Genomic DNA, 24,576 nt, shown 5'->3' with positions numbered 1-24,576 from the left:
TTTAAATAGTCCGCTGATGTTTTATTGCTTTTTTGGATGAGTAGTTCATATGTTTAAAAAAATAAAATTTTTTGCAGTACTTTTTAGTGTGGTTGTTTGGGTGTCTGGTTGTACGTCTATGCCGGCCGCAAAACCGGTCACATTAACCCATGGCATCGATGAGTCCGCGGCAGGGCTATCTGCCTATATCGTCAGCATCGCCAATGCCACTTTCTATCTTGAGAAAGAAGGTGGTGGTCTATCCAGCATGCTGGATAAGGATGGGGTCGACTGGATTGGTTTTCACCCTGAAAAAGGGTCCGGCTGGAAAGGCGAGTATCGCGGCTTTCCCAACGCCATACACAAGCAGGACGGCAGTTTTTTCCACGCCCTCAATGCCGGCACTGACAAGTCCACATCAGTCGTTGAAATTGAGACGGATAAACACGTTCGCATCGTGTTTACCTCGGGTAACGGCCAGTGGCAGGGGCAATGGGATTTCTATCCCGATCGCTGTGACTTCACCATGAGCCGAGTCAGCCCGGGCTATAAGTACTGGGTGCAATACGAGGGCGTTCCCGGTGGCGAGATGGACAAGGACGATTTCTGGTACAACTCCGCCGACGACAAATCTCGCCAGATAGAAGAGCCGTTTATGGGTGATTTGCCCGCACCGGAATGGTACGCGTTTGGCGATGCCAAGTCATCGCGCATGTTTTACCTGCTGCATCACCAGGATGATGAACATCCCGACGACTATGCCAGCCGACCTTATATGACCGTGTTGGGGTTTGGCCGCAGCAACAAGGAAAAATACCTGGTAACTCCGCAAACCTTTTCTATTGGTTTTGTTGAATCGACCATTTACAAGAATGTCGAGCAGGTAATGAAGAAAATCGTGCAATGATGGCAGGCCGGTCAGAGGGCTGTCTCGAAGGGTGCTTGCTTTAGACGGTCATCCCCGCGCAGGCGGGGATTCAGTGCTTCGAGAGCCAGTAACGCTAGGCAGCAAGAACTTTCCGCATCTGCTGCTCGATGTCAGGGTCCTTGTAGATGGCCTGCACCATCTCCGTATACAGCGCAGTAAATTCCTTGTTGCTTGCCAGGTCGCCAAACAGGCTTTTCAGGCGCAGAAAGGACAGTGGGTCGTCATTGGTTCCGGCAGCCGCTTGATGCAGTTCAGTCTTCATCTGGTCGACGATTTTGAGTTCGACCCCATGCCGGTTGCGGCCTTTGTCGCTGTAGAGGCACCATGCGGCGATTACGAGGGTGGCATATTTGATGCTGCCGCCCCGGGTCAGGTTTTCGTGGATGGTGGAGATCAAAAACTTGGGCAGCTTGGCCGAGCTCTCCAGGCAGATGCGTGCCAGGCTGTCCTTGATGTTGGGGTTGCCAAAGCGCTGCAGCAAACTGTCCTTGTAGGCATCCAGGTCGACCCCTTCTACCGGGTCGAGCACGGGCGTGGCCTCGTTGTCCATAAACGCGCGCAGGTAGGTGGCGAACAGCGGGTCGGCGACACAGCCATCGATGGTCTCGTGCCCGTGGATCGAGCCGAGCAGGCCGAGCACCGAATGCCCGGCATTGAGCAGGCGTATTTTCATTTTTTCGTAGGGGGTAACGTCGGGTACAAACTGTGCCCCCACATGCTCCCACGCGGGCCTGCCATTGCTGAAGTTGTCTTCGATGACCCACTGGGTAAAAGGCTCGCAGGTGACCGGCCAGTCATCTTTGAACCCTGCCTGGCTGCTCAGGTAGGCGGTATCCGCGGCCGTTGTCGCTGGTGTTATCCGATCCACCATGGCGTTGGGAAAGCATACTTCTCTCTCGATCCACCGGGCCAGCTCGGGGTCTTGCTTGTGGGCGAAGGCCAGTAGCATCTTGCGTGCCATGGCGCCGTTGTGCTGGATATTGTCACACGACTGGACGGTGAAGGCTGGCAGCCCTACGGTGCGGCGCTGCTTCAATGCCGCGGTGAGGAAGCCAAACACCGTCTTCGGCTGGGCGGGGTTGTCCAGGTCGTGCTGGACATCCGGATTGCCAAATTCGAACTCACCAGAGGCGGGATCAAAGTTATAGCCACCTTCGGTGATCGTCAGTGACACGATTTTGGTGTCGGCACTGGCCATCCTGTCGATGACGGCGCCTGGATTGTCGCCGCTCAGCAGAAAATCCACCAGTGAGCCGATGATGGAAGTTTCAACTTTCCCCCCCGGGTGCCTCACAATCAGCGCGTACAGGTAATCCTGGGCCTTTAGGATATCGCGCATCTTGCGGTCGTCTTCTCGCAGACCCACGCCACAGATACCCCAGCTGCAGTCGCCGGTTTCATTCATCAGCGCGTCGGTGTAATAGGCTTCGTGGGAGCGATGGAAGCCACCGACCCCAATATGGACGATGCCTGCCTTGACCTTGTTCCGGTCATAGGATGGGCAGGCGACTTTGCCGGCGAGGAGGGCCAGGCTCTCCTGTTTGAGCTCTATAATGTCCTTCATGACAACCTCTTAATTCGTGGGTGTTATTGTATTAGCGGCCATGGCTGTGGCGGATTTCAGCAGTGATTTGGCGCGTCTCAGGCCCCAGTAGGCGAAAGCAAAGTAAATGAATGGTGCACCAGATAATAATGTCGTAGAACCGCTTTATACAGGCATTGATTGACTCCGCCCAAGTAGGCAGGAAAATGTTGAGGTACGGTATATTACCGAGGGGTAAATCAACAGTTTAACTTGCTGGCTGAAGTCAACGGATTATGGCACTGTGAAAATGCATGGCCTCAGTCAAACAGTGTAATTTTCTTACATTAGTCCTTGGTTATTATGCGGTCGATATTTACGACAAAATAAGACTTTCGACAATAATGCAACGTTCCGGTTGACGCACAATCGGATGGGAGCGACCCACGCCTTGAGTTCGCTGGTGCTTTAGAGTATTGGTAACATATAGCTACCCTGAATTCAAGCGGCGTTACTGAGCCGGGTAAACTTCCAGGTACCATATAATTTCCAAGGTCTGGCCCTATGCTATTAGCCCTATATCAACAAACACGGAAATACACCGAGTCTCTCTGTGCCCCGTTAAATATTGAGGACTATATTCCGCAGGCGGTTGAATTCACCAGCCCGCCAAAATGGCATTTGGCGCACACCACCTGGTTTTTTGAAGAGATGATCCTGACGAAGTTCGTTGCGGATTATGCCGTGTTCGATGCGCATTTTGGCTATCTTTTTAATAGCTATTACCAGAGCGTGGGTGAAAAAGCCGTTCGAGCTCAACGTGGCATCATCACACGGCCAACTGTTGAGCAGGTGTATCAATACCGGCACTATGTGGATAAATACATCCAGCGTTTACTCGCTGAAGATATTCCTGGCACAGTCAAGGCGCTAGTGACACTGGGTATAAATCATGAGCAGCAGCATCAGGAATTGTTGTTGACGGACCTGAAATACACCCTGGCGTTAAATCCTCTATGCCCCGTGTATCGACAAGACTGCAATCTTGTTGCTGATCGCAACAGCGTTATTCCAGATGGCAGGCAATGGCTGGCAGTCGAGCCAGGCACCTACGAAGTTGGTCATGGGGGCGATAGCTTTTGTTTTGATAATGAGCGCGAACGCCATAAGGTCTATCTGCAAGGTTTTGAGATAGCGGCCTCTCTGGTTACCAACGGTGAATATATAGAGTTTATGGAAAGCGGCGGCTACAACACATTTAGCTATTGGCTGGACGACGGTTGGACATGGCTGTGTGCTAATCAAATTAACTGCCCTTTGTATTGGACAAACATTGAAGGACAATGGCATTACTACACCCTGGCAGGCTTAAAGCCGGTTGATAAGAAGGCCATTTTGGCGCACGTCTCGTATTACGAAGCTAATGCTTTTGCTAACTGGAAAAATATGCGCCTGGCCACCGAGTTTGAATGGGAGGTTGCATCACCCCAATTTGATTGGGGGCTGCGCTGGGAGTGGACTTCATCAGCTTACCAGGCGTATCCGGGGTTTAGCGTGAGCGAGGGCGCTGTTGGAGAATACAATGGCAAGTTTATGGTCAACCAAATGGTTTTGCGCGGCGCCTCGGCTGCAACCACACAAAACCACTCGCGAGCCACTTACCGGAATTTTTTCCAGCCGCATTTCCAGTGGCAATATTCCGGCATTCGTTTGGTTAAATAAACTGCCTGGATGAAAATATTAAGGACGACGTAAACGAGATGATTGATCAATTTGCCAAAGATGTTGATGCTGGTTTGAGTAAAGCTGAAAAAACACTGCCCTCAAAATACTTCTATGATGAAAAGGGCGATGCGCTGTTTGTGCAAATTATGAAGATGCCAGAGTATTACCTGACCCGCAGTGAAATGGAAATATTCAGTGATCAAACCCAGGCGCTGGTAGAGTCATTCCAGACCGATAAGGACGTTTATTTTGAGTTGATTGAGTTGGGACCAGGCGACGGTACCAAAACTCGTAAGCTGCTTGAGGTGCTCAGCCAGGAGGGGTATCAATACGAGTATATGCCAGTCGACTTTTCGAAAAACGCGTTAGACAAGCTTGAGCAATCATTGCAGAAAAATTTGCCCCAGGTGTCTGTCAAACCAAAACATGGCGACTATTTCGATATGTTGGGGTCGGTAAAAGATAGCCATCATCCCAAAATTGTGCTTTTTCTCGGTTCCAATATTGGCAATATGAGTGACGCACTCGCCGCTCGTTTTCTGTACCAGCTAGGTGCCAACTTGAGTAAGGATGACAAATTGCTGCTGGGTGCAGATTTGCTTAAATCTGCCGATATCGTCTTGCCTGCCTATAACGATGAGCGCGGCATCACCCGAGCCTTTAATCTTAATCTGCTGCAACGCATAAATACCGAGTTGGGTGGCTCCTTTGATCTTGATGGGTTTGAACACGCGCCGGAATACCACGAGAGCGACGGTATCGCCAAAAGCTATTTGATGAGCAATTGCGAGCAGTTGGTCGAGATTAAAGCGACCGGGACGTCCTATCATTTTGGCGCTGGGGAGAAAATTCTTACGGAAATTTCCCGTAAATATAATGATGATATTTTGAATGATATTTTAGAGGAAACCGATTTTTTTATAACCGCCAGGTTTACGGATAAAGCCAATTACTTTGCAGACTATCTGCTGAACAGGGATTAACAAAACAATTCCCAATTACCATCTAAGCTAAGGGGCGTGCAGCCGGCACTATGTTAGGTCTGGCTTCGGGGGCTTGCTTTCAAGACCCTCGACAGCAGGGATGCTGTCGTGGAGCCTCCATGGATGGAACCTCGGCGAGTCTTGAAAGCAAGTCCCTGGAGCCAGGCCGGGAGCAAAGCTACTGTCCCAAGGGCTACAGGGTATATGTTTACTATCGCCGATAGCTGGCTTATTCATAGGCGTAACTAGGAAACAATTTTATGTGCAGTGGCTATGGCTGACACGGGAGAGCATCGAGAGCACAAATCAAGCGGCAAGGAAAAAGGCTCCGTAGCTTCTTTCCGTTCGTCTGCTCCGTTAGGAGTGCTGGGCCTGGGTAGTCGATCTACGCTTTTCTATATCGAGCAGTTGAACGCCGGTTATAATCGCAAGTTCGGTGGTGATAGTACCTGCCCCCTGATTTTGCTAAATAGCAACTTTGATGAATTCAACCCCCATCTGCCCGATAAATGGTCGGATTTGGAGCCCGCACTCAAAAACTGGCTGCAAGCACTGGCGAAGCTATCCGTTGCGCAAATTATTATTCCCAATATTACCCTGCACGAATGCTATGATCGCTTGCAGGGTGATTTGGCGCTAGAGTCGCTGAATATCATTCACCCTGTATCCAGGACAATTGAGCAGCTGCAACAATCGGGCTGCGACAGGATCGTACTGTTCGGATCTCACTACAGTATGCAATCCCCGGCGTTGACCAAACAGTTTACCGAGTCAGGAATCGCCATTATTCGCCCGCAGCCAGGTGATATGCGCGCCATCGATACACTCAGGCAGCGGGTTTATTGCCACAAAGAAACAGCGCAAGAACTGGGTGTGTTTGATAGACTGCTAACTCACTACAGCGAGTTGGCTCCCGTCGTTATTGCTTGCACTGAGCTTTCGGTCGCTTTGAGCAACTCCAGGCCAGATATCTTTGATATGGCCAGAGTGCAAATAGACCAGGCGCTACAGGGGATAGTTTGCAGTTAGCGTCCGTCCAATAATACCGCCTTAGTCAACCTCCCCTGGCTTCGTAACCAGTTCGACAAATACCCAATTCTCTTAAGCGATAGACCAGTATCATGACGAAAAAAACGTTAAGTTTGAAAGTGAAAAGAAATAAAGGCGCCAATCAGGCCGATGGGGCGGGCGCATCCGGTGATGACCCGCACAAAAGCTTTGCCAATGGGGTCGCCATCAATCCTACCGAGTGCATTCGGTTGGAATCAGGCTCTCAGCAGCTCACTGTTCGGGCAATGGATTTGCTTACGCCAATCGGCATGGGGCAGAGAGGGTTGATTGTTGCTCCACCGGGCTCCGGGAAAACCACCATTTTAAAACATATTTGCCAGGCCGTAGGGCAAGCCTATCCGCAGATAAAGCTCTATGCGCTGCTCATTGATGAGCGACCGGAAGAAGTGACTGATTTCAAGCGCAGCGTGCCGGCTGAGGTGCACGCCTCTTCCTCGGATGAGAGCTATGAGCAACACATCCGTGTGGCCAATGACCTTCTCAGTACCGCTCGCAAGGAGGCCGGCGAAGGCCGCGATGTTATGATTGTGATCGACTCTCTCACCAGGCTTTCACGGGTACACAATGCAGAGCGAAAGAGCAGTGGCCGCACCATGTCGGGCGGGGTAGATGCCAGGGCCATGGAAATCCCAAGAAAGCTGTTTGGGGCGGCCAGGAAGATTGAGAATGGTGGCTCGCTTACTATCCTGGCGACTGTGCTCGTCGATACCGGCAGCCGCATGGACCAGGTGATCTTTGAGGAGTTCAAAGGCACGGGTAATATGGAGCTGGTCCTGTCGCGGGATGTCGCCAACCAGCGGATCTTTCCCGCGCTGGATATTGCCAAAAGCAGTACTCGTCGCGAGGAGCTACTTCTTAAACCGAGCGAGATCGAGAGCGCCAGAGCGGTGCGCAGGGCACTTACCCACCTCAAACCGGTTGAGGGCGCCAGGAAGCTGGTTGAGTTGCTGGAGAAATACCCGACCAATGCCGAGCTTCTGAAGGTTAGTGGCATGAATAAGGCGTAAGATTGATAGCTGGTCTGACTTCTGGAGAAAGATTGCTGAGCTATAGCCGGCGGCTAACTGGGGTCGCTTCATTGTTAATCAGTTTTGGGAGAGAGATGTGCCAGAGCATGGAAAGTTGAACTACGTTGAGTTCCCCGCGCAAAACATCGCCGCGACGAAAGATTTTTTTCATAAGGCGTTTGCCTGGTCGTTTATCGACTACGGGCCGGAATATACCGCCTTTTCCGGTGAGGGGCTCGACGGTGGCTTTTACCAGTCTGACCTGAAATCGGTTACCGGGCAGGGGGCTGCGCTACTGGTATTTTACAGCGAAGACCTCGAACAAACCCTGGCTGACGTAGAGGCGGCCGGTGGCGTAGTAACCAGACCGATCTTTCCGTTCCCTGGCGGCCGCCGTTTTCATTTTACCGAGCCCAGTGGCAATGAGCTCGCGGTATGGTCGGATCGCCAGGGTGTTTGATTGGTCCCGCTTGCCTGCTAATTAAGCGTCTGTTAATACGCCCCTTCGCTATAGATCAGTTCGTAGCTGTGGCTGTAGATTTCCAGGATATTGCCAAACGGGTCTTCCATATAGATCATTCGATAGGGCTTTTTGTCGGGGTAGTAATAACGCGGTGCAGGCATGCGCTTTTTACCGCCGGCCGCGACAATCTTCTCCGCCAGCTCTTCTACATTCGGGTCTTGCACGCAAAAGTGAAATACGCCGGTTTTCCAGTATTCAAAGTTGTTCTCAGGGTTCACCTGGTCTTTAAACTGAAACAGTTCAACGCCAATGCGGTCACCGGTTGACAGGTGTGCAATGCGGAATTTTTCCCAGTTGGCGCCAAATACGTCGGTACACATTGCGCCAATCGGGCTGTCGTCTTCGACGATTTCAGTGGGTTCCATAATTAAATACCAGCCCATTACCTCGGTGTAGAACTTAACCGCGGCTTCCAGGTCGGGAACGGATATGCCTATGTGTGAAAAGCTGCGTGGGTATGCCTTGCTCATGATTTGGTGCCCCTTTATTGATGATGTTTACAGGTTACACAACCGCGTGTATTAGGTAAAATTATCATTTGAAATCATATTGAGTACGAACTGTAATGATTAATCCCGTCTGGTTGCGCAGCTTTTGTACACTTGTTGAGGTCGGCCATTTCACCCGCACCGCCGCAGATCTGCACATGACCCAGTCTGGTGTGAGCCAGCATGTGCGCAAGCTTGAAGAGTACCTGGGGCAGCCGCTACTGGTCAGGCAGGGGAAACGCTTTACCCTTACCAGCACCGGTGAGCGCCTCTACCGGGAGGGCCAGCAATTGATCCTTTCGCTGGCTGACCTGGAGACCAGGATTACCCAGGACCCTGCTTATGAAGGGGTCGTCAAGGTGGCGTCACCGGGGAGCGTCGGCCTGCTGCTTTATCCGCATTTGTTGGGTCTGCAGAAGCGGCATCCCAAACTGGTGGTGGAATATCGTTTTGCACCGAACAGTGATGTGGAGCGGATGATAGCGGAGCATAAAGTGGATTTGGGCCTGATGACGCGCCTGGCGACCGTGAGCGACGTGAGCCTGAAACCTGTTGCAGAAGAGGAGTTGCTGCTGGTGACGCCGGCCAGCGTTACCGAGCCCGGCTGGGATCAGTTGGTGGAGTTGGGGTTTGTTGATCACCCGGATGGTGCCTATCATGCGGGCCAGTTGCTGGGGGTAAATTTCCCGCAGTTTCGCAATAGCAGTCAGTTCCGGAAGTCCGGCTTTTCCAACCAGATCCATCTCATTCTGGAACCGGTAAGTATGGGGCTGGGCTTTACCGTGCTACCCGGCTACGCGGTCGGCGCTTTTAAAGAGATCAAAAAAGTTAACGCACATCGGCTGGCGCATCCCGTCAGCGAGACCCTCTATATCGGCACCCACGCCAATAGAACATCACCGAACAGGGTTGTTACGGTAATCTCGGAAGTGGAGAAGTGCCTGCAGGGTGCTGAGGTCTGACATTCCGGCTAAGTCGAACAACCAGTCCCTCCTGAATGCCTGCCCGGTTACTCATCCCAGTAAGGCGTAGCGGTAATTCGCTCGGCCATAAAGTCGATAAACGCGCGTATTTTGGGGGACAGGTGGCGGCGCTGGGGAAAGACAATATAGATCGACCGCTGCAGGGTTTTATAACTGGTCAGCAGTGGTTGCAGGCGTCCCTGGCGAATGTCACTGCCTACCACAAAGGTGGGTGTCCGCATAATGCCCGCGCCGTTGAGTACCGCTTCGCGCATGCCGAGGCTGTTGTTCATTTGCACTGTCGCCTGCACCGGCACCATGATTGATTTTCCCCGGGGGTCGACAAATTCCCACTGCCGGGCGGACTCCTGGTACTGGTAGCTGACGATACTGTGCTCTTGCAGGTCGAGCGGTGTCGCCGGGATGCCGCGCCGCTGCAGGTAATCTGGCGCAGCCACTAGCACGTGCCGGCAGGGCGCGATGCGCCGAGCGACCAGGGAGGAGTCTGCTATATCGGCAATGCGTATCGACACATCAAATGCACCCTCAATAACATCAACCTTGCGGTCGTCAAACTGGACATCCACCGCCAGTTCCGGATAGCGGCTGAGAAAGTCGGGAATAGCCGGCGCCAGGTGCAGCACGCCAAATGACATGGGCGCATTGATGCGCAGTGTACCCCGGGGTTCGCCCTGCAAGCGCGATACTTCCGCCGCCGCGTCTTCCAGTACTTGCAGTCCCTGCTGGCTTTGCCGGTAAAACGTGGCGCCAATTTCCGTGAGGCTGATGCGGCGCGTGGTGCGGTTCAGCAGGCGCGCTCCCAGCCGCTCTTCGAGCCGGGTCACGTATTTGCTGACCACCGATTTGGACAGCGACAAGTGCTCCGCGGCGGCGGTAAAACTGCCGCTTTCCACCACCTTGGCAAAGACCACGATATCGCTCAGGGAATCCACGATCGCCTCCTATTGGTCAATTTCCGTGAACAGTGTTGTTCATGATAGCCGGATTATCTGCTTGGCGTGAAGTAGTAGCCTTAAGTCTGAGAAATCAACCCATGCATTAAGGAGCTTAAGGCTATGAAAATTACTGTTTTTGGTGCCGCTGGCAATGTCGGACGGCGGGTCGTCGCTGAGGCGCTGTCTCGCGGTCATAGGGTCACCGCGGCAGTGAGGAATCCTGCTCGCGCAGCGGATATACCGGCGAGCGTCACTACTCAAATCGCCGACATCGCCAATCGTCAGGATGTCGCCAGGGTCAGCGTCGGGCAGGACGTGGTGGTTAACGCCACCCGCCCGGCCAGCGGGCGGGAGCAGGATATCGAGGCCAACACCCGTGGCCTGCTCACCGGTCTCACGGGCAGCGGAGCGCGACTGCTGGTGGTGGGTGGCGCGGCCAGCCTGATCGTGCCCGATGGCGCCGGACGTATGCTGCTCGACGATCCCCGCTACCTCGATCCCTCCCTGCGCCATATTGGCCAGGCCAGCCTGGACCAGCATCGGCTCTGCAGCGAAGTAACGCATCTCGACTGGGCCTACCTCAGCCCTCCGGCCGAACTTATGGCGGGAGAGCGCACCGGAACCTATCGTCTGGGCGGCGATGAATTGTTGCTCGACCGGGAGGGGCGCTCGCGTATTTCCATGGCAGATCTCGCCGTTGCGTTGCTGGATGAAATCGAGTCGCCCCGTCATCACCAGCAGCGTTTCACCGTCGCCTATTGAGGGTGGTAGCGCTCACAAGTAATGCCCGGGTGACCGAGCGCCATTCTGGCGCGGCGTAACACAAACAGGGAGGGCTTTATGAGTAACGTAGTGAATAACATCGCAGTCAAAACAATAGCCGGCAGCAGCGTAACTGCACAGCAAGCACCGCCATCCCGGCGGGTGGCCCTGACCTCTCTGCTCGGGGCCGGGTTGCTGCTCGGTTTCACCACCAACCTGGCCAAAGTGGCCCACGGGCTTGCCCTGGCGCCGCTTGTCTATTTGCTGTGGTCGCTGCTGGGGGCCGCGTTGATCCTGGTTTTGCTGGCGGCGTTGCGCGGCCAGGTTGCTGCTTTGAATCGGCGCTCGCTGGAGTACTTTGTGGTGGCCGGTTTTCTCACCACCGCCGGTGCCAACCTTATTTTCTTTAGCGCTGTGCCGCATTTGGGTGTGAGCTTTGTCGCCATGATGATCGCCGTGCCGCCGCTGCTGACCTATGTGGGGGCGCTGTGGTTGGGGATGGAGCGCTTTAACTGGTGGCGGGCAACCGGTGTATTGTTGGCGCTGGTGGGCACCGTGTTGCTGGTTGCCAGGCAGTGGTTGGCACCGGACGCTGACATTGGCTGGATTGCACTGACCTTGCTGGGGCCGGTGCTGCTGACGGCGGGGAATATTTATCGCAGCCGTCGCTGGCCACCCGGGGCCAGCGCTGAATCCCTCGCTCCCGGTATGCTGGTCGCAGCCGCAGCGATGCTCATTGTCTATGGCCTGGCTCTGGGTGAGCGGTTAACACTGGCGAGTTACAGTTCTGAGAATGTTGGCCTGATTATGTTGCAGGCGCTGGTATTTGCCGGCCAGTTCCAGCTGATGTTTGTATTGCAGAAAAGCGGTGGCCCGGTCTTTATCAGCCTGATGGGCGGGGTCAGTGTCGTCTTTGGGGTGCCGATTGCCACCGGGCTGTTGGGGGAGCCTCTACTGCCCGGGTTTCTGGTCAGCGCGGTGCTGGTGGCGGCGGGTATCGTCAGTCAGTTAAAGGGCTGGAGCAGCGGTGTAAATAAACCACTGTTTCGCGCCGCGGGAGGCCGAGTAAAATAAACCCTGCCGGCCCAGCCGGTACCGGTTAGTTAGAGAGCAGCAGTCAGTTTAGGAGCGACATTCAATTAAATGGGGGCATTCAGCCATGGAAGGACAGGGAAACATGACACCCAAAAGAGTTTGCATTATTGGTGGATCGGGAAAGCTGGGGCTGTATATGGTGCAGCATGCGCTCGACCGTGGCTGCGAAGTGGTGGCGGTTTGTCGGGCGCAGAGTGTCGCCAAACTCGATAAGTTCAGGGATCGAATTACCATCCACCCCGGCGCCACCGATGATCGGGCTGTGATTGAGCAGGCGGTCAAAGGCTGTGATGGCGTATTGACGGTACTGGTACCCTGGGGCGTGCACGGCTATGCCACGGGCACGGCCCAGGCAGTGCTCGATTACGCCGAGCCACATGCGCGCTTGATATTTTCCTGTGGCTGGCACATCAGTCTCGATGGCAAGGATGTTTATAGCTGGCAGTTAAGGCTGTTCGTGCGAGTTTTTGGCTGGCTTGCCCGGGCGCTGCGCTTTGCCGACCTGGATGATCAGATCGAAGCCTGTCGGCGGATTTTTACCAGTGATCGGCGCTGGACCGTGGTGCGCGGCAGCAATTTGGAGGAGGGCGACAGCGAGGGGCTGCCGCTTTGGAGTCACCATGTGGGCGATCCCATCCTGGCCCGCAATCTTACCCGCCGCGTCGACTTTGCGCTCTTTATGGTGAATGCCCTGGAGGACGACAGCCTGGTTCGCACCGCCCCGGCCATTGTTGGCTGCAAGTAATAGAGCGGCAACAGGGCCAGCCATTGGTCATCACGCTCCACAGGTTGCAGCAGTGCTTGAGGCGCTATGCCGGCAAAGTCAGGGCTGAACCCGGGGTAGCCTGAGGCATTAATTGTCGATTCCAGCGAGCGCGACTTTTTTACCTTGGCGCACATTCCCGCAGGGCAAGCACAGTCGTGGTCTACCTTGGTCGCATGGTGACCGGCGCGGGCCGCCGTTAGAATGCTGGCCTCGTAATTTAATAATATCAGGGATGCATATGAACGGCCCGCTACCATCCGATTACCAGCAGCGTCGCAAGCCGCGCTCGGCGTTCGCCAGCCGCACCGAATATCTGGATCATGAACTGCAGAGCATGTCGCCCCGGCGCTGGCGGCCCAACCTGCCGTTCCGGGACTATCGCTTTGAATTCGAGGACTGGGTGCCTGCCATGGCAGCGACCATCGGCAAGATTGTGATGGTGGCCGCCATTGTCGGTGCCTTTGCCGGCCAGCTGGGCCTTTCGGAAGCGTTCGTTATCGAAAACGTGCGCTATGAGATGCTGATTGCCGCGGTACTGTTCGTGATACTGGTGTCCGGCTTCTTCAACCCGACCAGTAACCTGGCCGGTACCCACGGGCCGTTGATTCCGCTGGTGCCGCTGATTGTGGCGTCCGGCGGCCACCCCATGGCACTGGGTTTGATGATTGGCGTGCTGGGCTTCCTGCTGGGCGTTGTCAAAGGCGGCAGTCTGCTGGCTCGCCTGACCAGTAACGGGGTCGCCGGTGGGTTGCTGCTGTACCTGGGTTTTATCGGCATTGGCGGCCAGATCAAAAGCCTGTTTGCCTGGGCGGAAAGCTTCGATATGGCCTACCTGGCGTTTGTGGTGATTATGGCCACCATCCTGATGTACGCCTACCTGGAGCACATCCAGATGCGCTGGTTGGCGATACCCCTCGGCGCGGTGCTGGCGGCGCTGTTGTCGTTTGCCCTGGGCGCACCGTTTGAGTTTTCCACCGAGCCGGGTATTCCCAACATGAACCCCTTCTACTGGTGGGGTGAGGGCACTGGCTGGCAGTTGGGCTTTCCCGAGTTTCACCATTTTATTGCCGTGGCCCCGTTCGCGGTGCTGGCGGTGGCCATGTGGTCGCCGGACTTTGTTGGCCACCGCGTGTTTCAGCAGCTCAACTACCCGCCGCGCACTGAGAAGGTGGTGATGGACATGGACGACACCATGATTACCGCTTCGGCCCGCCAGATTACCGGCAGCCTGCTGGGCGGTGGCAATATCACTTCCTCCTGGGGCACCTACATCGTGCCGGCGGCAATCGCCCGCCGTCCCATTCCGGCTGGCGCGGTGCTGACCGGTGTGCTGTGTATTGTCGCCGCCCTGTTGGGCTACCCCATGGACCTGGCGGTGTGGCAACCGGTGTTGAGCGTGGCGCTGCTGGTAGGTGTCTATGTGCCCCTGCTGGAAGCTGGCATGCAGATGACCCGTGAGGGCAAGACCACCCAGTCCGCGGCCATTGTGATCTTCTCCTCCGCGCTGGTGAACCCGGTGTTTGGCTGGTCCCTGACCATGCTGCTGGACAACCTGGGCCTGATTGGCTGCAAGGAGCGCGGCAAGGATCTGGGTCACACCGGGCGCTGGATCATTCCCGGCGTGGTGCTGTTTATCCTCTGCGTGATCATGGCGGGTATCGGCATGTTCCCGGGCCTGCCAGCTCTGTGGGAGGGGTTCCGCGAGCTCTAGGAGCGACTCTTGCGCTAAAGGAAAACAAGTTAGCAAGCCCACGATTAAGTCAGGGATGAGTTGATCGTGGGCTTCTGTCGTTTGAGCCCTCGTGCTTCTGGTCTCGAGCTCTAATCGCGCCCCCTGTATTCCCCCGGGGCAAGCAATGGCTGGAGTCCATGTCCTGGTCTGCTGGCCGGTCCCAAAATTAATAGCTTGAACATTCATTCAAATTTAGCTTGAACGATCATTCAAAGGTGGTTATAGTCGCGCCATTGAAGATATCGACGGGCAAGTTGCTTGCTGGCACGGCCTGGTTTTCGGGAGCGGCCAGTTAACACCGTCGGTAGGTAACCACACTAATCGCATTGCCAACACTCCGGTTGATAATGTGTTCAAGCAGTTTGCCTAGAAGGGGTAATTTATGGAAAACGTAGTTAGAGACGGGTTGCGTTATGCAGTCCTGGTGATAGTGAGCTGCTTTATGGCGAGCACTGTGCTGGCGGAATCGAGCGCCGAGCTGCCCCACAGTGTGGTTGCCCAGGCAACCGGTCAAGTGTTGAGCGTAGTGGAGAACAAGGGCGCTTTGCTGGAAAGGGATCCGGAGGCGTTTTACCGGGAAATCGGTACCATCCTCGAGCCGGTGGTTGCGTTCGACTATATCGCCTACGGCGTGATGGGCAGCTTCGCCAAACAGGCCAGCGCCGCCCAGCGCCGGCGCTTCAGCGAGGTGTTCCAGACCAGCATGATCACCACCTATGCCAAGGGTATGGCGGTGTACGCCAACCAGGAGATAGAAATTGTGCCGCCCGAGCAGGATTACAGTGAGCAGCGCAAGGCCAGCGTGGTCCAGAAGCTGCGCGGCGATGGCAGCGTGCATACGGTTGTCTACAGCATGGGCAAAAGCAAGCGGGATAATCAGTGGAAGCTGCTCAATGTGATTATTGATGGCGTCAACCTCGGTACTACCTTTCGCGCGCAGTTCGCCCAGGCCATGAAGAAACACGCTGATATCGATCAGGTGATTGCCAACTGGTCTGCCTGATTTGTTTCAGCAGCACAGTCAGCCAGGGCAGATATTGCGATGACGCGAGCGCAGTTTGATCGGGAACAGGTAATCCGGGATGCCACCCAGCTTTTCTGGCAGCAGGGTTTTAGCGGCGCTTCCATGCAGCAGGTGGTCAAGGCGACCGGGCTAAAGCCGGGCAGTCTCTACCTGGCGTTTGGCAGCAAGGAAGGGCTTTACCAGGCAGCCTTGGAAAGCTACACCAGCCAGCTCCGGGCCGCTGTGTGCCGGGTGCTGGACGATGCACCTTCCGTTGGCGAGGGAGTGTGCCAGTTAGTGCTGCAGCTGGTGGAGGAGTGTGGCAGCGGCAATTACTGCAGTTGTTTCCTGATCAAGAGCCAGCTGGAGCTGGCCGCCAGCGGCAGTGATTTGCTGCACTGCATCAGTGGCTACCTGTCGCAAATGGAAGACCTGTACGCCGATTACCTCAGCCGCGAACACTCCCCCGAGCAGGCCCGGCTGTATGCGGCGAGCCTTATGCTACACGTATTAGGTCTGCGCGTGTATGGCTACCTCGGCCGCTCCCGCGAGACCACGATAGCGGCCGCGAAAGCGGGTTTGCCCTGGCTGCCCTGGCACAAAGTCGACGTCCCGGATTAACTGATCAGTTCTGCTCCAGCAGCTGCCGAAACCAGGGGGTATAGAAGCGCTGCTCCGGGTCGAGGCGTTCCCGCAGTTCGAGAAATGCGGGAATTTCCGCGGCGAACGCTGCCTGCACCTGTGCCGGGGTAATTCCCGGTGTCTGGTTGAACAGGGGGGTGCCCTGGTGTTGATGGCAGAATTCGTTATAGGCGTCGAGAAATTCAGGCCAGCCGTTAGCGCCGGTGGCTACCGGGTCCAGGGTCAGCACCGGGCCGCGCCGGGAATAGGAGAACTGGGACTGGCGGTCGGCGGCGATGCTGTAGCCCACATTTAACAAATCGCAGCGATAGCCATTAGCCCGGTGATAGTTGCGACAGAACTCGAAGTAGTCAAGCAGGGCCTGGCCGTAGCTTGCCCGGGGGAAGGCCCAGATGCTGAAGGTGTAGGAGGCGAAGCCGGCGGTTTCCGGGTAGCGAATAATCTGGTCGGCAGGGCTGCTGTTACAATCGCGCAACAGCAGCTGCATGACCTTCATGGTCAGCCGGTTCCAGCCGTTGTAAATTCGGTGCCGCAGGCCGGCCCATGGAATTGCCTGGCCGACTACTCGCGCAAATCCGGGGCTGAGGGTTTTCCAGACATAATTGCGCAGGCGCCATTGCCAGCTGCCGGAGCGCACCGGCTTGCTGCTGTCATAGCGGTATTCCACCACCACCCGATCGAGGAAGGGAAACAGGTAGAGCATCATGGACTGCTGCCCGGCCAGCAGCTCGTCGAGGCGCTCGACAAACGCGTGGACGCTGTAGGCCTGGTGCCGAACGGCCATGGCTCGTAGCGGTTTGACCCGGTAGGTGACCTCCACCAGGATGCCGAGCAAGCCGTAGCTTGAGCGCATCATCGACATCATTTCGCTGTCCTGCTCGCTAATCTCGACGATCGAACCGTCGGCCTGCACGACCTTCATGGCAATGCAATAGGATGCGACCTGCCCGTACTCGGTAATCCGGTCGCTGATAAATGAGGCATCCTTGGTGCCGCCGCAGGCACCACTGCCCACGGTCAGGTTGCCTATCTCCACATTGACATAGAACTGCAGGCCCTTTTTTTCCAGTGCCCTGGCGGCATCGATATGGCGCACACCGGCCTGCATGCAGATGGTCAGGGCGTCGGCGTCGATCTCTAATATCCGGTCCAGACCACTGACATCGATCACCGTACCGCCATTGGCTTCGATGCAGCGGGTGGTGGAATGGTGTGAGCCCTTAACGCGGACTGGTGAGGGGTAGCGCTCAGTATCCTTGACGATGCTGACGATGTGATTGACGGAGTCGGCTCGCACCAGGCTGTGGGCCGAATAGGAAAGGTCTCGCTTCCAGTTCTGGATGGTTACGGCCATATTCCTCCCTTAATTGGCAATTTCTCCCGGGCGGCTAGTCTGCTTTGCAATATTCTTCGGTGGTGTAACTGCCGGCGATTAAAAAGCGCGCCTGGGGCACAATAATATATTCACTGGCGCCAACGCCGCGCTCGCCGTAGCCCCAGTCGTAGGTGTAACCGAGCCGGGTCCAGGGCGCGCCCTCAGGGGTGTAGACCTCCTGCGCAATACGCTGGAAATAGGCGACATAGTTGTCGATGTTCTTTACCCGCGGCGGCGAACGAGTGTCCATGCGCAACTCGCAGCTGTTGTCGTTTGGCTCCGGATCGACGCAGGGGCGAAACACATCTTCCGGTTTTACCCAGATTTCCATAAAGCGATCATAGCGGCGGTTGGGGTCTAGCCCCAGGTATTGTTTGAGGCGGAAGGAGGGGTCGTCAAAGCGCAGTGACTGGCAAAATTTCTGCACCTGGGGCACCAGGGTGATCCATACCCTGGCGATGTGCTCCGGCGGGGACTGCGCTTCAGCATAGCGGCAGTCAGGTGTCACGGGGGCGCAGTCAGGTGCCTCGGGATCGCAGGCAGGCGCCTCAGAGTCGCAGTCAGACTCGGGTTGCGCGTAATGATCTTGCCAACTGGATTCGCTCATCCAGGCGACGGCTTTAAGCCAGCGTTCGCCGCCTATCTCCTCCCACTTCAGTTCGCGATTGGCGTCGTTCAAGGCAAATAAATTGCGTACGATGCGCGAACTGTCTTCTACTGCGGCATCACTGATAGTGCGCTGGAAGATGCTGAGGTGGGGAAAAGTTGGTTTGGCCGGCAGTGGCCAATAGAGCAGGGCGACGGCGATAATCAATAGCACACTGATCACCCCCTGCAGGATTAAAAATACTAACAGCGGCTTAGGGAGTCGGCTGTGCTTGTGTGGAATCGTCATGGGGGGCTTCACTTACGGTCCAGCGACCTTGTTGAGTGCGGGAGGCCTTGATACAGAGCTCGATGACACCGCGGTTGCCGGCCCTGGCCAGGCGAAACCGCTGTTCGGGGCTCGGCACCGTGCCGCCAAATATCCTGACGATGCCCCACCAGGCTCGCCGCCACCAGCCCGGAGAATACACTTGCAGGGGCATACTGACCGACAGCTCGCTTAAGCCGAGGTTCTCCAGGCGGCCAAACCCCACGGCGAGATCGATTCGATCAACGGTGGGTATTTGCCCGAATTCATTCAGTGCATGGCCAAAATCGCGCCAGGCCTGCACCTGGGTCAATTGAAAATTGGCATCGGCGCTAATGGCATCGGCGAGCACAGACTCCAGCAGCTGGTCGAGGCGAAACCAGGTTTTCGGCTGTGACTTGCCGATCAGTTTACCGAGTTGCATTGCCGCTGCACCTGCTTGCCAGTGCCGAAGAGCGAAAGTTCATTCGGCCCTTTACTTGGGCTTGGTGTCCGGCTTGGCCGGCGTCGATGGATTCGCATCTGCGCTTCCCGGGGTTTGGATGGCACTGGTCATCAACGATAATACCCGCGCCAGGCCCTCGGGAATAGCCGCTTCGCTGGCCTGCACGGTGATGTCCAGTTGCCCGCTGCGATTGGTGGTGGAGTCCTGGGTCGCCTTGCTGGAGATGGAGCCTTTCACCGATGCGCTGACCCAGGGGCTCAGGGCTTTGCCGGAGCTGACGCTGGTATTAATGGATTTGTTGGTCTCTTTGGCGTCGCGATAGGTCTGGCTGATTTCAAAGGTAAACTTGATGACCAGCGAATCGATTTTCAGGTGTGGCACAGGCACCATGGCCAACAGCGGGGCGTGCACCGCGATGGAGTTATCGTTGCCGTCGGCACTTTTTTGATTCACCGCAAAATCCACCGTCACCGGTGTGCCGTCGTCATTGAGCATACTCAAGATAAATTGCTGTGTACTCTCGGCGGCAACACGCTGCGCCTTTACCGCGGCCACCAGCGGTGTTGAAATCAAATAATCCAGTGGCAAGGCCTGGAATTCCGCGCCGATCAGACTCTTTTCGTTAGCCATAGTAAGCTCCTGCTATTTGGTTTGCGGTGGAGGGTCGGGTTGCTGCGAGCCATTGTTGTTATTGCTATTGTCATTGTTGTTATTGTTGCTACTGTCGGTATTGCTGCCGGTATTACTGCTGGTGATGTTACCGTCACCGGGTTTTACCGGGGTGATTTGCGACATGCCGCTGAGCGACGAGAGGAGTTTGTCGAGCCCTGCGGGCAGGGGGATGGATTTGACGTTGATATTAATTTTAATGGCCGATTGCGTCTCGCGATGTTTACTCATTTCACCGCCGGGCGAAGAGACAATGTCACCTTCGATGTTCACCGGTTTATCCACCAGAAACCAGGGGCGCTGATAGCGATCAAACTTCTTTCCTTTTTCTTGGGAAGTCGCTTTGTCCTCTACGCTTTCGCGAATTTGGGCTTGCTTGATGACGCGCCGGGCAGACATCTCCAGTTGAAAGCTGGCCGAGTCAACAGCGAGGGGTGAAATAGGTACCAGCGCTAACGCCGGCACGGATAATTTTTGGGTTTCGCCCTCGTGGGTAAACTTGAAATCAAGGCTGTAGGGGTGGCCATCGTTGTTGGCGTCCTGATGCGGATAGCCCAGTTGCAGCAACAGGTTAAGGAATGAGCGGGCGGAGTGTAGTTGCGCTTTCAGGATCGAGTCGAGAGGGGCGAGCAGGGCCTGTTCCAGGGTCAGCGTGGTTTGTGACGGCTCCTCTGGCGCAGGCTCGGAGTCCGCTGGTTTTTGGTCGTTGCCATCTGTCATCCCGGACTTTTCCCCTTACATCCCCAGTGCTACAAGCACCGGGTTTTCGAATCGATACGCCGTTTTTTATGTTGCCTTAAAAGCTGTTAGTGGTGCAGTAGCCAACTCGCTAGCGGTACATTTTTTAGCATTTTTACGCTTATTCGAATCCGGGAGCTGGCCAGTGGGCGCAGAAATTAATTTTACATTTTCCTGGTTGTACAATGTTTAAGTCCAATGGCCGCGTTTAAAATTCAATGGCCGCTGCGTTGATTGGGTGGCGCTGTGTTTAGTGGCGCGCGGGCAACAAGGGCATTGATAAAGGTCATTAACATTTGGCCACATACCCGGAAGATCCTACTCCTAAACGTTTTTGTTTAAAAGGGAATTACGCGTCAAATCAGCCCGTGCGGTGACGAGTAGCGCCCACGTCTGTTTTGGTCGATACTGCAATCAATATGGCGCTCAGGGCAACGGTTTTCGTGGCAACTATCGTTGCCAGACCTGCCGGCCAGCGCGCCCATTCGCTCGGCGAGGTATTGCCGTTAGGAGAAGACGGCGGATTAATTGATTTTTCCCGGCCTGAAAATCGGTTAACCTGAAGCCTGACGGCTGTTGATCTTGCTGAAATCGTCGATCTGCCGGAACTGTTGAAATTCCCACCAGCTTGAATTTCCAATGCTGGTGTCAGTCTAAGGAGCAATCATGGACATTATCCGCATTATTTTCGCCATACTGCTACCCCCGCTGGGGGTGTTTTTACAGGTTGGCATTGGCAAGCACTTCTGGATCAATATCATACTCACCCTGTGCGGTTATCTGCCGGGCATTATTCACGCGGTATACATTATTGCCAAAAAGTGACCTGAACAGGAGAGCGGAGCCGCAGGCAAGACAAATGGCGGCCGAAGTAGAATAAAAAATAGAATAAGAAGTGGAATAAAAGGCCAAGTAAGCAGTATTAAAGCCAGGAATCGGTTAACCTGATGGCTGTATTGGCGAATAAAAAGATTTTTCGGAACGGTGAATTCGAAAATAGAGTGTCCCATACCATTCACCAGCAAAATAAAAGGCAAAAGTTATGAGCAAGGGTACAGTTAAGTGGTTCAATGCAGACAAGGGATTTGGCTTTATCACGCCGGAGAACGGCGGCAAGGACTTGTTTGTCCACCACTCGGAAATTAAAAGTGGCGGCGGTTACGCCACCTTGAACGATGGCCAGGAAGTTGAGTATGACGAGGGGCAAGGCCAGAAAGGGCCGTGTGCAAATAACGTTCGACCCGTGTAGTATGTAAGCAGATAGCACCTGACATACAAAAACAGCATCGCCGTTAGTGTTAACGCGCCAACGTGCGGTGGTGTTTCAGGTACAGTAACAATCCCGCCAAAGTACTATTTCTGGCAAAGTGCTATTCCTGGCAAGGTTTCAGTCCCGGTATAGCAACAGTCCCAGGCATATTATCTTCCCAGGTATTGAATAAGTTGACGGAAATGTTTCGGCACCGAGGTGTTGTTCCAGGTAAGAGATGCTGTAGCGGCCGTAAAATGGCACTTTACAGAAACCTAATGTATATCGCCCAGTTCAGCGGAGAAATGTATGGCCAAAGGCCATGATGCGAAAAAGTCAGCGAAAAAGAAACCCGAAAAAACCATGAAAGAAAAACGCCACGAGAAAAAAGAAAAAAAGGCGGAAAAAAACCTGACGGCCGGGCTCAGGTAAGCCCAGCCAGAATTGAACGACAGTTAGCAAAAGGCTGAACTATAGCGCCCCTGGTGTTGATTTGCAGCCTGTCAAAACCGGCTACTGCCACCCACCGGGTGCGCTTATATCACACTTAAATCCACTCAGGCTGGCGGCGGAGCAACGTGCGCCGTAAACGCCGCTATTAATCCTGTTGGCAAGACCATTGCGAACGCAGGATGACGCCAGCCCCAACGCGATCCTGGGCCCAGACGATTTTAGCCCCAGGGCGATTCGAAGTTACAGCTACCACTGAGGCAACCACTACAGCGACAATCACAACACCACGGCAATCACAACTACTACAACGACAGCTGCAATAACAGCTACATGGCGGCAGCCACTGCCTGCACTGACCCGGCGAGTTTCTTCAACGCTCCGTCACTAACTGTTATACTCCGTGCCCCGATTCTTCTCACCATCAGCTGTTGGCGCCCCCGGCCAGAGCAGTCCGTTGGCTAATTACCGTATTTATCTCCTGCCCGAGGCCCACCATGCCATTCGCAAAACTTGGATTATCTGATCCAATAGTAAAAGCCGTAGCTGAACAGGGCTATACCACCCCGACACCCATCCAGCAGCAAGCCATACCGGCCATATTGGCAGGCCGTGACCTGCTCGCCGCCGCCGCCACCGGCACCGGCAAGACCGCCAGTTTTGTATTGCCCATATTGGAACTGCTCAACACCGGCCACAAACTGCGCGGCAAGCGCATTCGCGCACTTATCCTGACCCCCACCCGGGAGTTGGCAGTGCAGGTGGAGGCCAATATCGCCCGCTACGGCAAGTACCTGAACCTCAGTTCCATGGCGATGTATGGTGGGGTTGATACCGAGCCCCAGAAGCAGCGCTTGCTGGAGGGGATCGATATCCTGGTGGCCACCCCGGGCAGGCTGCTGGACATGGCCCATCAGCGCGCTTTGCATTTCGACGAGCTGAAAATCCTGGTGCTGGACGAAGCCGACCGAATGCTCGATATGGGTTTTATCGCCGCCATCAACAAGATCGTCGAACGCCTGCCCCCGGCGCGACAGAACCTGTTATTTTCGGCGACGCTGGCCGAGGATGTCCGCTCCCTGGCGAAAACCTCGATTGCCTACCCGCTGGAAATATCGGCGATCAGCTCCGAAACCTCAAAGCCGCAGATTGACCAGTGGTTGATCACGGTGGACAAGGGCACCAAATCGGCATTGCTGAGCCACTTGATCAAGACGCTACAGTGGCAGCAGGCGCTGATCTTTATCGAGACCAAACACGGCGCCGCCAAGCTGGTCAGCCAGCTGGAGAAGCGCGGTATCAAAGCCGAGGCCATCCACAGCGGCAGAAGCCAGGCGGTGCGCGAGAAACTGCTAGCGGACTTCAAGTCCGGTGAGCTGAGCTTGTTGGTGGCAACCGGAGTAGCCGCCCGCGGCATTGATATCAATGACCTGGAGCGAGTAGTAAATTACGACTTGCCCGACCAGCCCGACGATTACATTCATCGCATCGGCCGCACCGGTCGCGCCGGCGCCGCGGGCGAAGCCATATCGCTTGTCTCCAAGGACGACTTCAGAAACCTGTGCGCCATCGAAAGCCGATTGGGCCACATCATCGCACGCAAGGAAATCGAAGGCTTCGCCCCCGAAAAAGTGGTGCCAGTATCGATTTTAAATTATGTGCCGAAGAACAGGCCGGCCAACAAGGCGACCAACAAATCCGCCAATCACCGTGGCGCCGCACCCGCTCGCAGCCTGAAAAACAAGCCGGGTAATAACCCCCGCTGACCTCTCTCCGAGCGCCTTAACGGCCGTAAAACTCAACTGCAGCACCTGCATCTCTCGCTGAGCGCAACCCTGGTCGTTGTGCTCACTTGCTATGCGTGATTCTGCCAATACTTACGTGAATCCTTACGTGAATCCTTACGTGGACACCCATTTTTGCAGCGGGGATATGCACATTCGAGATATTAGTGGACTGCCTGTCATCGATGGCGGAGCCAGTTGCGGATCGATTGATACATGGACAACCATTTTTGCAGTGGGAATATGCACATTCGAGATTTGAGTGGACTGCCCGTCATCGGTGGGGGGAGCCCATTGCGGATCGGCCATATCCCCCCGACCACATTTGGCGGCTGTGAAACTCAACCATTTTTTGCGCAAAAAGACGCGCAAAAAATTGGGATTCGAACAGTCCTCGCCGACTACCCCAAATGTGGTCGGGGGGATAAGCATGGCCTGATTGATCCGCAACGGGCTCCCCCCACCGCTGACTACATTGTGCTTCTAAGAGCTGTTTAATTTCATTTCGAGCTTAAAGAATTGAGATCTGATCAAGTCCTGATCCGCATGCCTCACCAGACCCACAAAAACCCGCAGAAGTTCGAGATAATTTATTCTCGAGAGGACTTCACTATCTTTATTTTTGTCTTTTTCCCAGAACCTCGCTCGATGCCTGGTCAAGGCTCGGAGAGCCTGCGGCCGGTCTGGCAGGGCACACCCACCGGGCCGCTGCGCTAAACCATGTTATGTTTACGAACAATTACTTAGGCAGAGCACCGTGACTATTAAAACCCTAGCGAGATGCCAAGACCGCGAAAAGCGCGGAGAGC

Annotated in this window: 26 protein-coding genes; 17 read left to right on the top strand and 9 right to left on the bottom strand. The window is 55.1% G+C overall.

What is annotated here, in order from left to right; translation table 11 throughout:
* The first annotated feature begins 118 nt into the window (after nucleotides 1-118).
* Nucleotides 119-886, top strand: a complete 768-nt coding sequence (locus tag G8764_RS07715) for a hypothetical protein (RefSeq protein WP_207951747.1) — start codon at nucleotides 119-121, stop codon at nucleotides 884-886.
* A 94-nt stretch (nucleotides 887-980) separates the two neighbouring features.
* Here G8764_RS07715 and G8764_RS07710 read toward each other — a convergent pair whose 3' ends face one another.
* The gene (locus G8764_RS07710; RefSeq protein WP_166163805.1) at nucleotides 981-2,471 is read right to left on the bottom strand and encodes a mannitol dehydrogenase family protein; all 1,491 of its coding nucleotides are present in this window, start codon (nucleotides 2,469-2,471) and stop codon (nucleotides 981-983) included.
* Between the two features lie 522 nt (nucleotides 2,472-2,993).
* Here G8764_RS07710 and egtB point away from each other — a divergent pair.
* From egtB to G8764_RS07685, 5 genes are all read left to right on the top strand, one after another.
* The gene (egtB, locus tag G8764_RS07705) at nucleotides 2,994-4,151 is read left to right on the top strand and encodes an ergothioneine biosynthesis protein EgtB (RefSeq protein WP_166163803.1); all 1,158 of its coding nucleotides are present in this window, start codon (nucleotides 2,994-2,996) and stop codon (nucleotides 4,149-4,151) included.
* A gap of 38 nt (nucleotides 4,152-4,189) precedes the next feature.
* Complete coding sequence (locus tag G8764_RS07700) at nucleotides 4,190-5,137, top strand: L-histidine N(alpha)-methyltransferase (protein WP_166163801.1); 948 nt, start codon at nucleotides 4,190-4,192, stop codon at nucleotides 5,135-5,137.
* 273 nt (nucleotides 5,138-5,410) lie between these two features.
* Entirely contained in the window at nucleotides 5,411-6,166 is a 756-nt protein-coding gene (locus G8764_RS07695) for an aspartate/glutamate racemase family protein (RefSeq protein WP_166163799.1), read from the top strand.
* Between the two features lie 92 nt (nucleotides 6,167-6,258).
* Nucleotides 6,259-7,215 carry a transcription termination factor Rho gene (gene rho, locus G8764_RS07690; RefSeq protein ID WP_166163797.1) on the top strand — a complete coding sequence of 319 codons (957 nt, stop codon included), beginning with the start codon at nucleotides 6,259-6,261 and terminating at the stop codon, nucleotides 7,213-7,215.
* Between the two features lie 97 nt (nucleotides 7,216-7,312).
* Nucleotides 7,313-7,675 carry a VOC family protein gene (locus tag G8764_RS07685; protein ID WP_166163795.1) on the top strand — a complete coding sequence of 121 codons (363 nt, stop codon included), beginning with the start codon at nucleotides 7,313-7,315 and terminating at the stop codon, nucleotides 7,673-7,675.
* Between the two features lie 32 nt (nucleotides 7,676-7,707).
* On the opposite strand, the gene G8764_RS07680 is transcribed toward G8764_RS07685, so the two are convergent.
* Nucleotides 7,708-8,208, bottom strand: a complete 501-nt coding sequence (locus G8764_RS07680) for a lactoylglutathione lyase family protein (RefSeq protein WP_166163793.1) — start codon at nucleotides 8,206-8,208, stop codon at nucleotides 7,708-7,710.
* Nucleotides 8,209-8,303: 95 nt separating this feature from the next.
* Between G8764_RS07680 and G8764_RS07675 the strand changes: the two genes are divergently transcribed.
* On the top strand, nucleotides 8,304-9,188 hold the full coding sequence (locus G8764_RS07675) for a LysR family transcriptional regulator (RefSeq protein ID WP_166163791.1): 885 nt from the start codon (nucleotides 8,304-8,306) through the stop codon (nucleotides 9,186-9,188).
* Nucleotides 9,189-9,235: 47 nt separating this feature from the next.
* Here G8764_RS07675 and G8764_RS07670 read toward each other — a convergent pair whose 3' ends face one another.
* Nucleotides 9,236-10,141 carry a LysR substrate-binding domain-containing protein gene (locus G8764_RS07670; RefSeq protein WP_166163789.1) on the bottom strand — a complete coding sequence of 302 codons (906 nt, stop codon included), beginning with the start codon at nucleotides 10,139-10,141 and terminating at the stop codon, nucleotides 9,236-9,238.
* Between the two features lie 123 nt (nucleotides 10,142-10,264).
* Between G8764_RS07670 and G8764_RS07665 the strand changes: the two genes are divergently transcribed.
* The 6 genes from G8764_RS07665 to G8764_RS07640 all read left to right on the top strand — a co-directional run bounded on the left by G8764_RS07665 (nucleotide 10,265) and on the right by G8764_RS07640 (nucleotide 16,123).
* On the top strand, nucleotides 10,265-10,906 hold the full coding sequence (locus tag G8764_RS07665; protein ID WP_166163787.1) for an NAD(P)-dependent oxidoreductase: 642 nt from the start codon (nucleotides 10,265-10,267) through the stop codon (nucleotides 10,904-10,906).
* Between the two features lie 78 nt (nucleotides 10,907-10,984).
* Nucleotides 10,985-11,980, top strand: coding sequence for a DMT family transporter (locus G8764_RS07660; RefSeq protein WP_166163785.1), 996 nt, complete (start codon nucleotides 10,985-10,987; stop codon nucleotides 11,978-11,980).
* 103 nt (nucleotides 11,981-12,083) lie between these two features.
* The gene (locus tag G8764_RS07655; protein WP_207951746.1) at nucleotides 12,084-12,746 is read left to right on the top strand and encodes an NAD(P)-dependent oxidoreductase; all 663 of its coding nucleotides are present in this window, start codon (nucleotides 12,084-12,086) and stop codon (nucleotides 12,744-12,746) included.
* Nucleotides 12,747-13,005: 259 nt separating this feature from the next.
* On the top strand, nucleotides 13,006-14,478 hold the full coding sequence (locus G8764_RS07650; protein WP_166163781.1) for a DUF3360 family protein: 1,473 nt from the start codon (nucleotides 13,006-13,008) through the stop codon (nucleotides 14,476-14,478).
* Nucleotides 14,479-14,881: 403 nt separating this feature from the next.
* Entirely contained in the window at nucleotides 14,882-15,502 is a 621-nt protein-coding gene (locus G8764_RS07645; protein WP_166163779.1) for an MlaC/ttg2D family ABC transporter substrate-binding protein, read from the top strand.
* Nucleotides 15,503-15,541: 39 nt separating this feature from the next.
* On the top strand, nucleotides 15,542-16,123 hold the full coding sequence (locus tag G8764_RS07640; protein ID WP_166163777.1) for a TetR/AcrR family transcriptional regulator: 582 nt from the start codon (nucleotides 15,542-15,544) through the stop codon (nucleotides 16,121-16,123).
* A 4-nt stretch (nucleotides 16,124-16,127) separates the two neighbouring features.
* Here the strand turns inward: G8764_RS07640 and G8764_RS07635 are convergent, their stop codons facing one another.
* The 6 genes from G8764_RS07635 to G8764_RS07610 form a co-directional block, all read right to left on the bottom strand.
* A complete protein-coding gene (locus G8764_RS07635) occupies nucleotides 16,128-17,498 on the bottom strand; it encodes an FAD-binding oxidoreductase (RefSeq protein WP_166163775.1) in 1,371 nt (456 codons plus the stop codon).
* Between the two features lie 34 nt (nucleotides 17,499-17,532).
* Nucleotides 17,533-18,414: a hypothetical protein gene (locus G8764_RS07630; RefSeq protein WP_166163773.1), complete on the bottom strand. Its 882-nt coding sequence runs from the start codon at nucleotides 18,412-18,414 to the stop codon at nucleotides 17,533-17,535.
* Nucleotides 18,380-18,856 carry a hypothetical protein gene (locus G8764_RS07625; protein ID WP_166163771.1) on the bottom strand — a complete coding sequence of 159 codons (477 nt, stop codon included), beginning with the start codon at nucleotides 18,854-18,856 and terminating at the stop codon, nucleotides 18,380-18,382. The genes G8764_RS07630 and G8764_RS07625 overlap by 35 nt, the downstream gene beginning before the upstream one ends.
* Before the next feature lie 51 nt (nucleotides 18,857-18,907).
* The gene (locus tag G8764_RS07620) at nucleotides 18,908-19,507 is read right to left on the bottom strand and encodes a DUF2589 domain-containing protein (RefSeq protein ID WP_166163769.1); all 600 of its coding nucleotides are present in this window, start codon (nucleotides 19,505-19,507) and stop codon (nucleotides 18,908-18,910) included.
* 12 nt (nucleotides 19,508-19,519) lie between these two features.
* Nucleotides 19,520-20,266 carry a DUF2589 domain-containing protein gene (locus tag G8764_RS07615; RefSeq protein ID WP_166163767.1) on the bottom strand — a complete coding sequence of 249 codons (747 nt, stop codon included), beginning with the start codon at nucleotides 20,264-20,266 and terminating at the stop codon, nucleotides 19,520-19,522.
* 379 nt (nucleotides 20,267-20,645) lie between these two features.
* On the bottom strand, nucleotides 20,646-20,924 hold the full coding sequence (locus G8764_RS07610; protein ID WP_166163765.1) for a hypothetical protein: 279 nt from the start codon (nucleotides 20,922-20,924) through the stop codon (nucleotides 20,646-20,648).
* A 26-nt stretch (nucleotides 20,925-20,950) separates the two neighbouring features.
* On the opposite strand from G8764_RS07610, the gene G8764_RS07605 reads away from it, so the two are divergent.
* The 4 genes from G8764_RS07605 to G8764_RS07595 all read left to right on the top strand — a co-directional run bounded on the left by G8764_RS07605 (nucleotide 20,951) and on the right by G8764_RS07595 (nucleotide 23,749).
* Complete coding sequence (locus G8764_RS07605) at nucleotides 20,951-21,109, top strand: YqaE/Pmp3 family membrane protein (RefSeq protein WP_166163763.1); 159 nt, start codon at nucleotides 20,951-20,953, stop codon at nucleotides 21,107-21,109.
* A 217-nt stretch (nucleotides 21,110-21,326) separates the two neighbouring features.
* Nucleotides 21,327-21,533, top strand: a complete 207-nt coding sequence (locus G8764_RS07600; protein WP_166163761.1) for a cold-shock protein — start codon at nucleotides 21,327-21,329, stop codon at nucleotides 21,531-21,533.
* A 309-nt stretch (nucleotides 21,534-21,842) separates the two neighbouring features.
* On the top strand, nucleotides 21,843-21,965 hold the full coding sequence (locus tag G8764_RS22755; RefSeq protein WP_279538418.1) for a hypothetical protein: 123 nt from the start codon (nucleotides 21,843-21,845) through the stop codon (nucleotides 21,963-21,965).
* Nucleotides 21,966-22,480: 515 nt separating this feature from the next.
* Entirely contained in the window at nucleotides 22,481-23,749 is a 1,269-nt protein-coding gene (locus G8764_RS07595; RefSeq protein ID WP_166163759.1) for a DEAD/DEAH box helicase, read from the top strand.
* The last annotated feature ends 827 nt before the right edge of the window (nucleotides 23,750-24,576 follow it).

Source organism: Pseudomaricurvus alcaniphilus (assembly GCF_011440395.1).
Classification (GTDB): Bacteria; Pseudomonadota; Gammaproteobacteria; order Pseudomonadales; family Cellvibrionaceae; genus Pseudomaricurvus; species Pseudomaricurvus alcaniphilus.
This window is presented reverse-complemented; position numbering and strand designations above follow the sequence as displayed.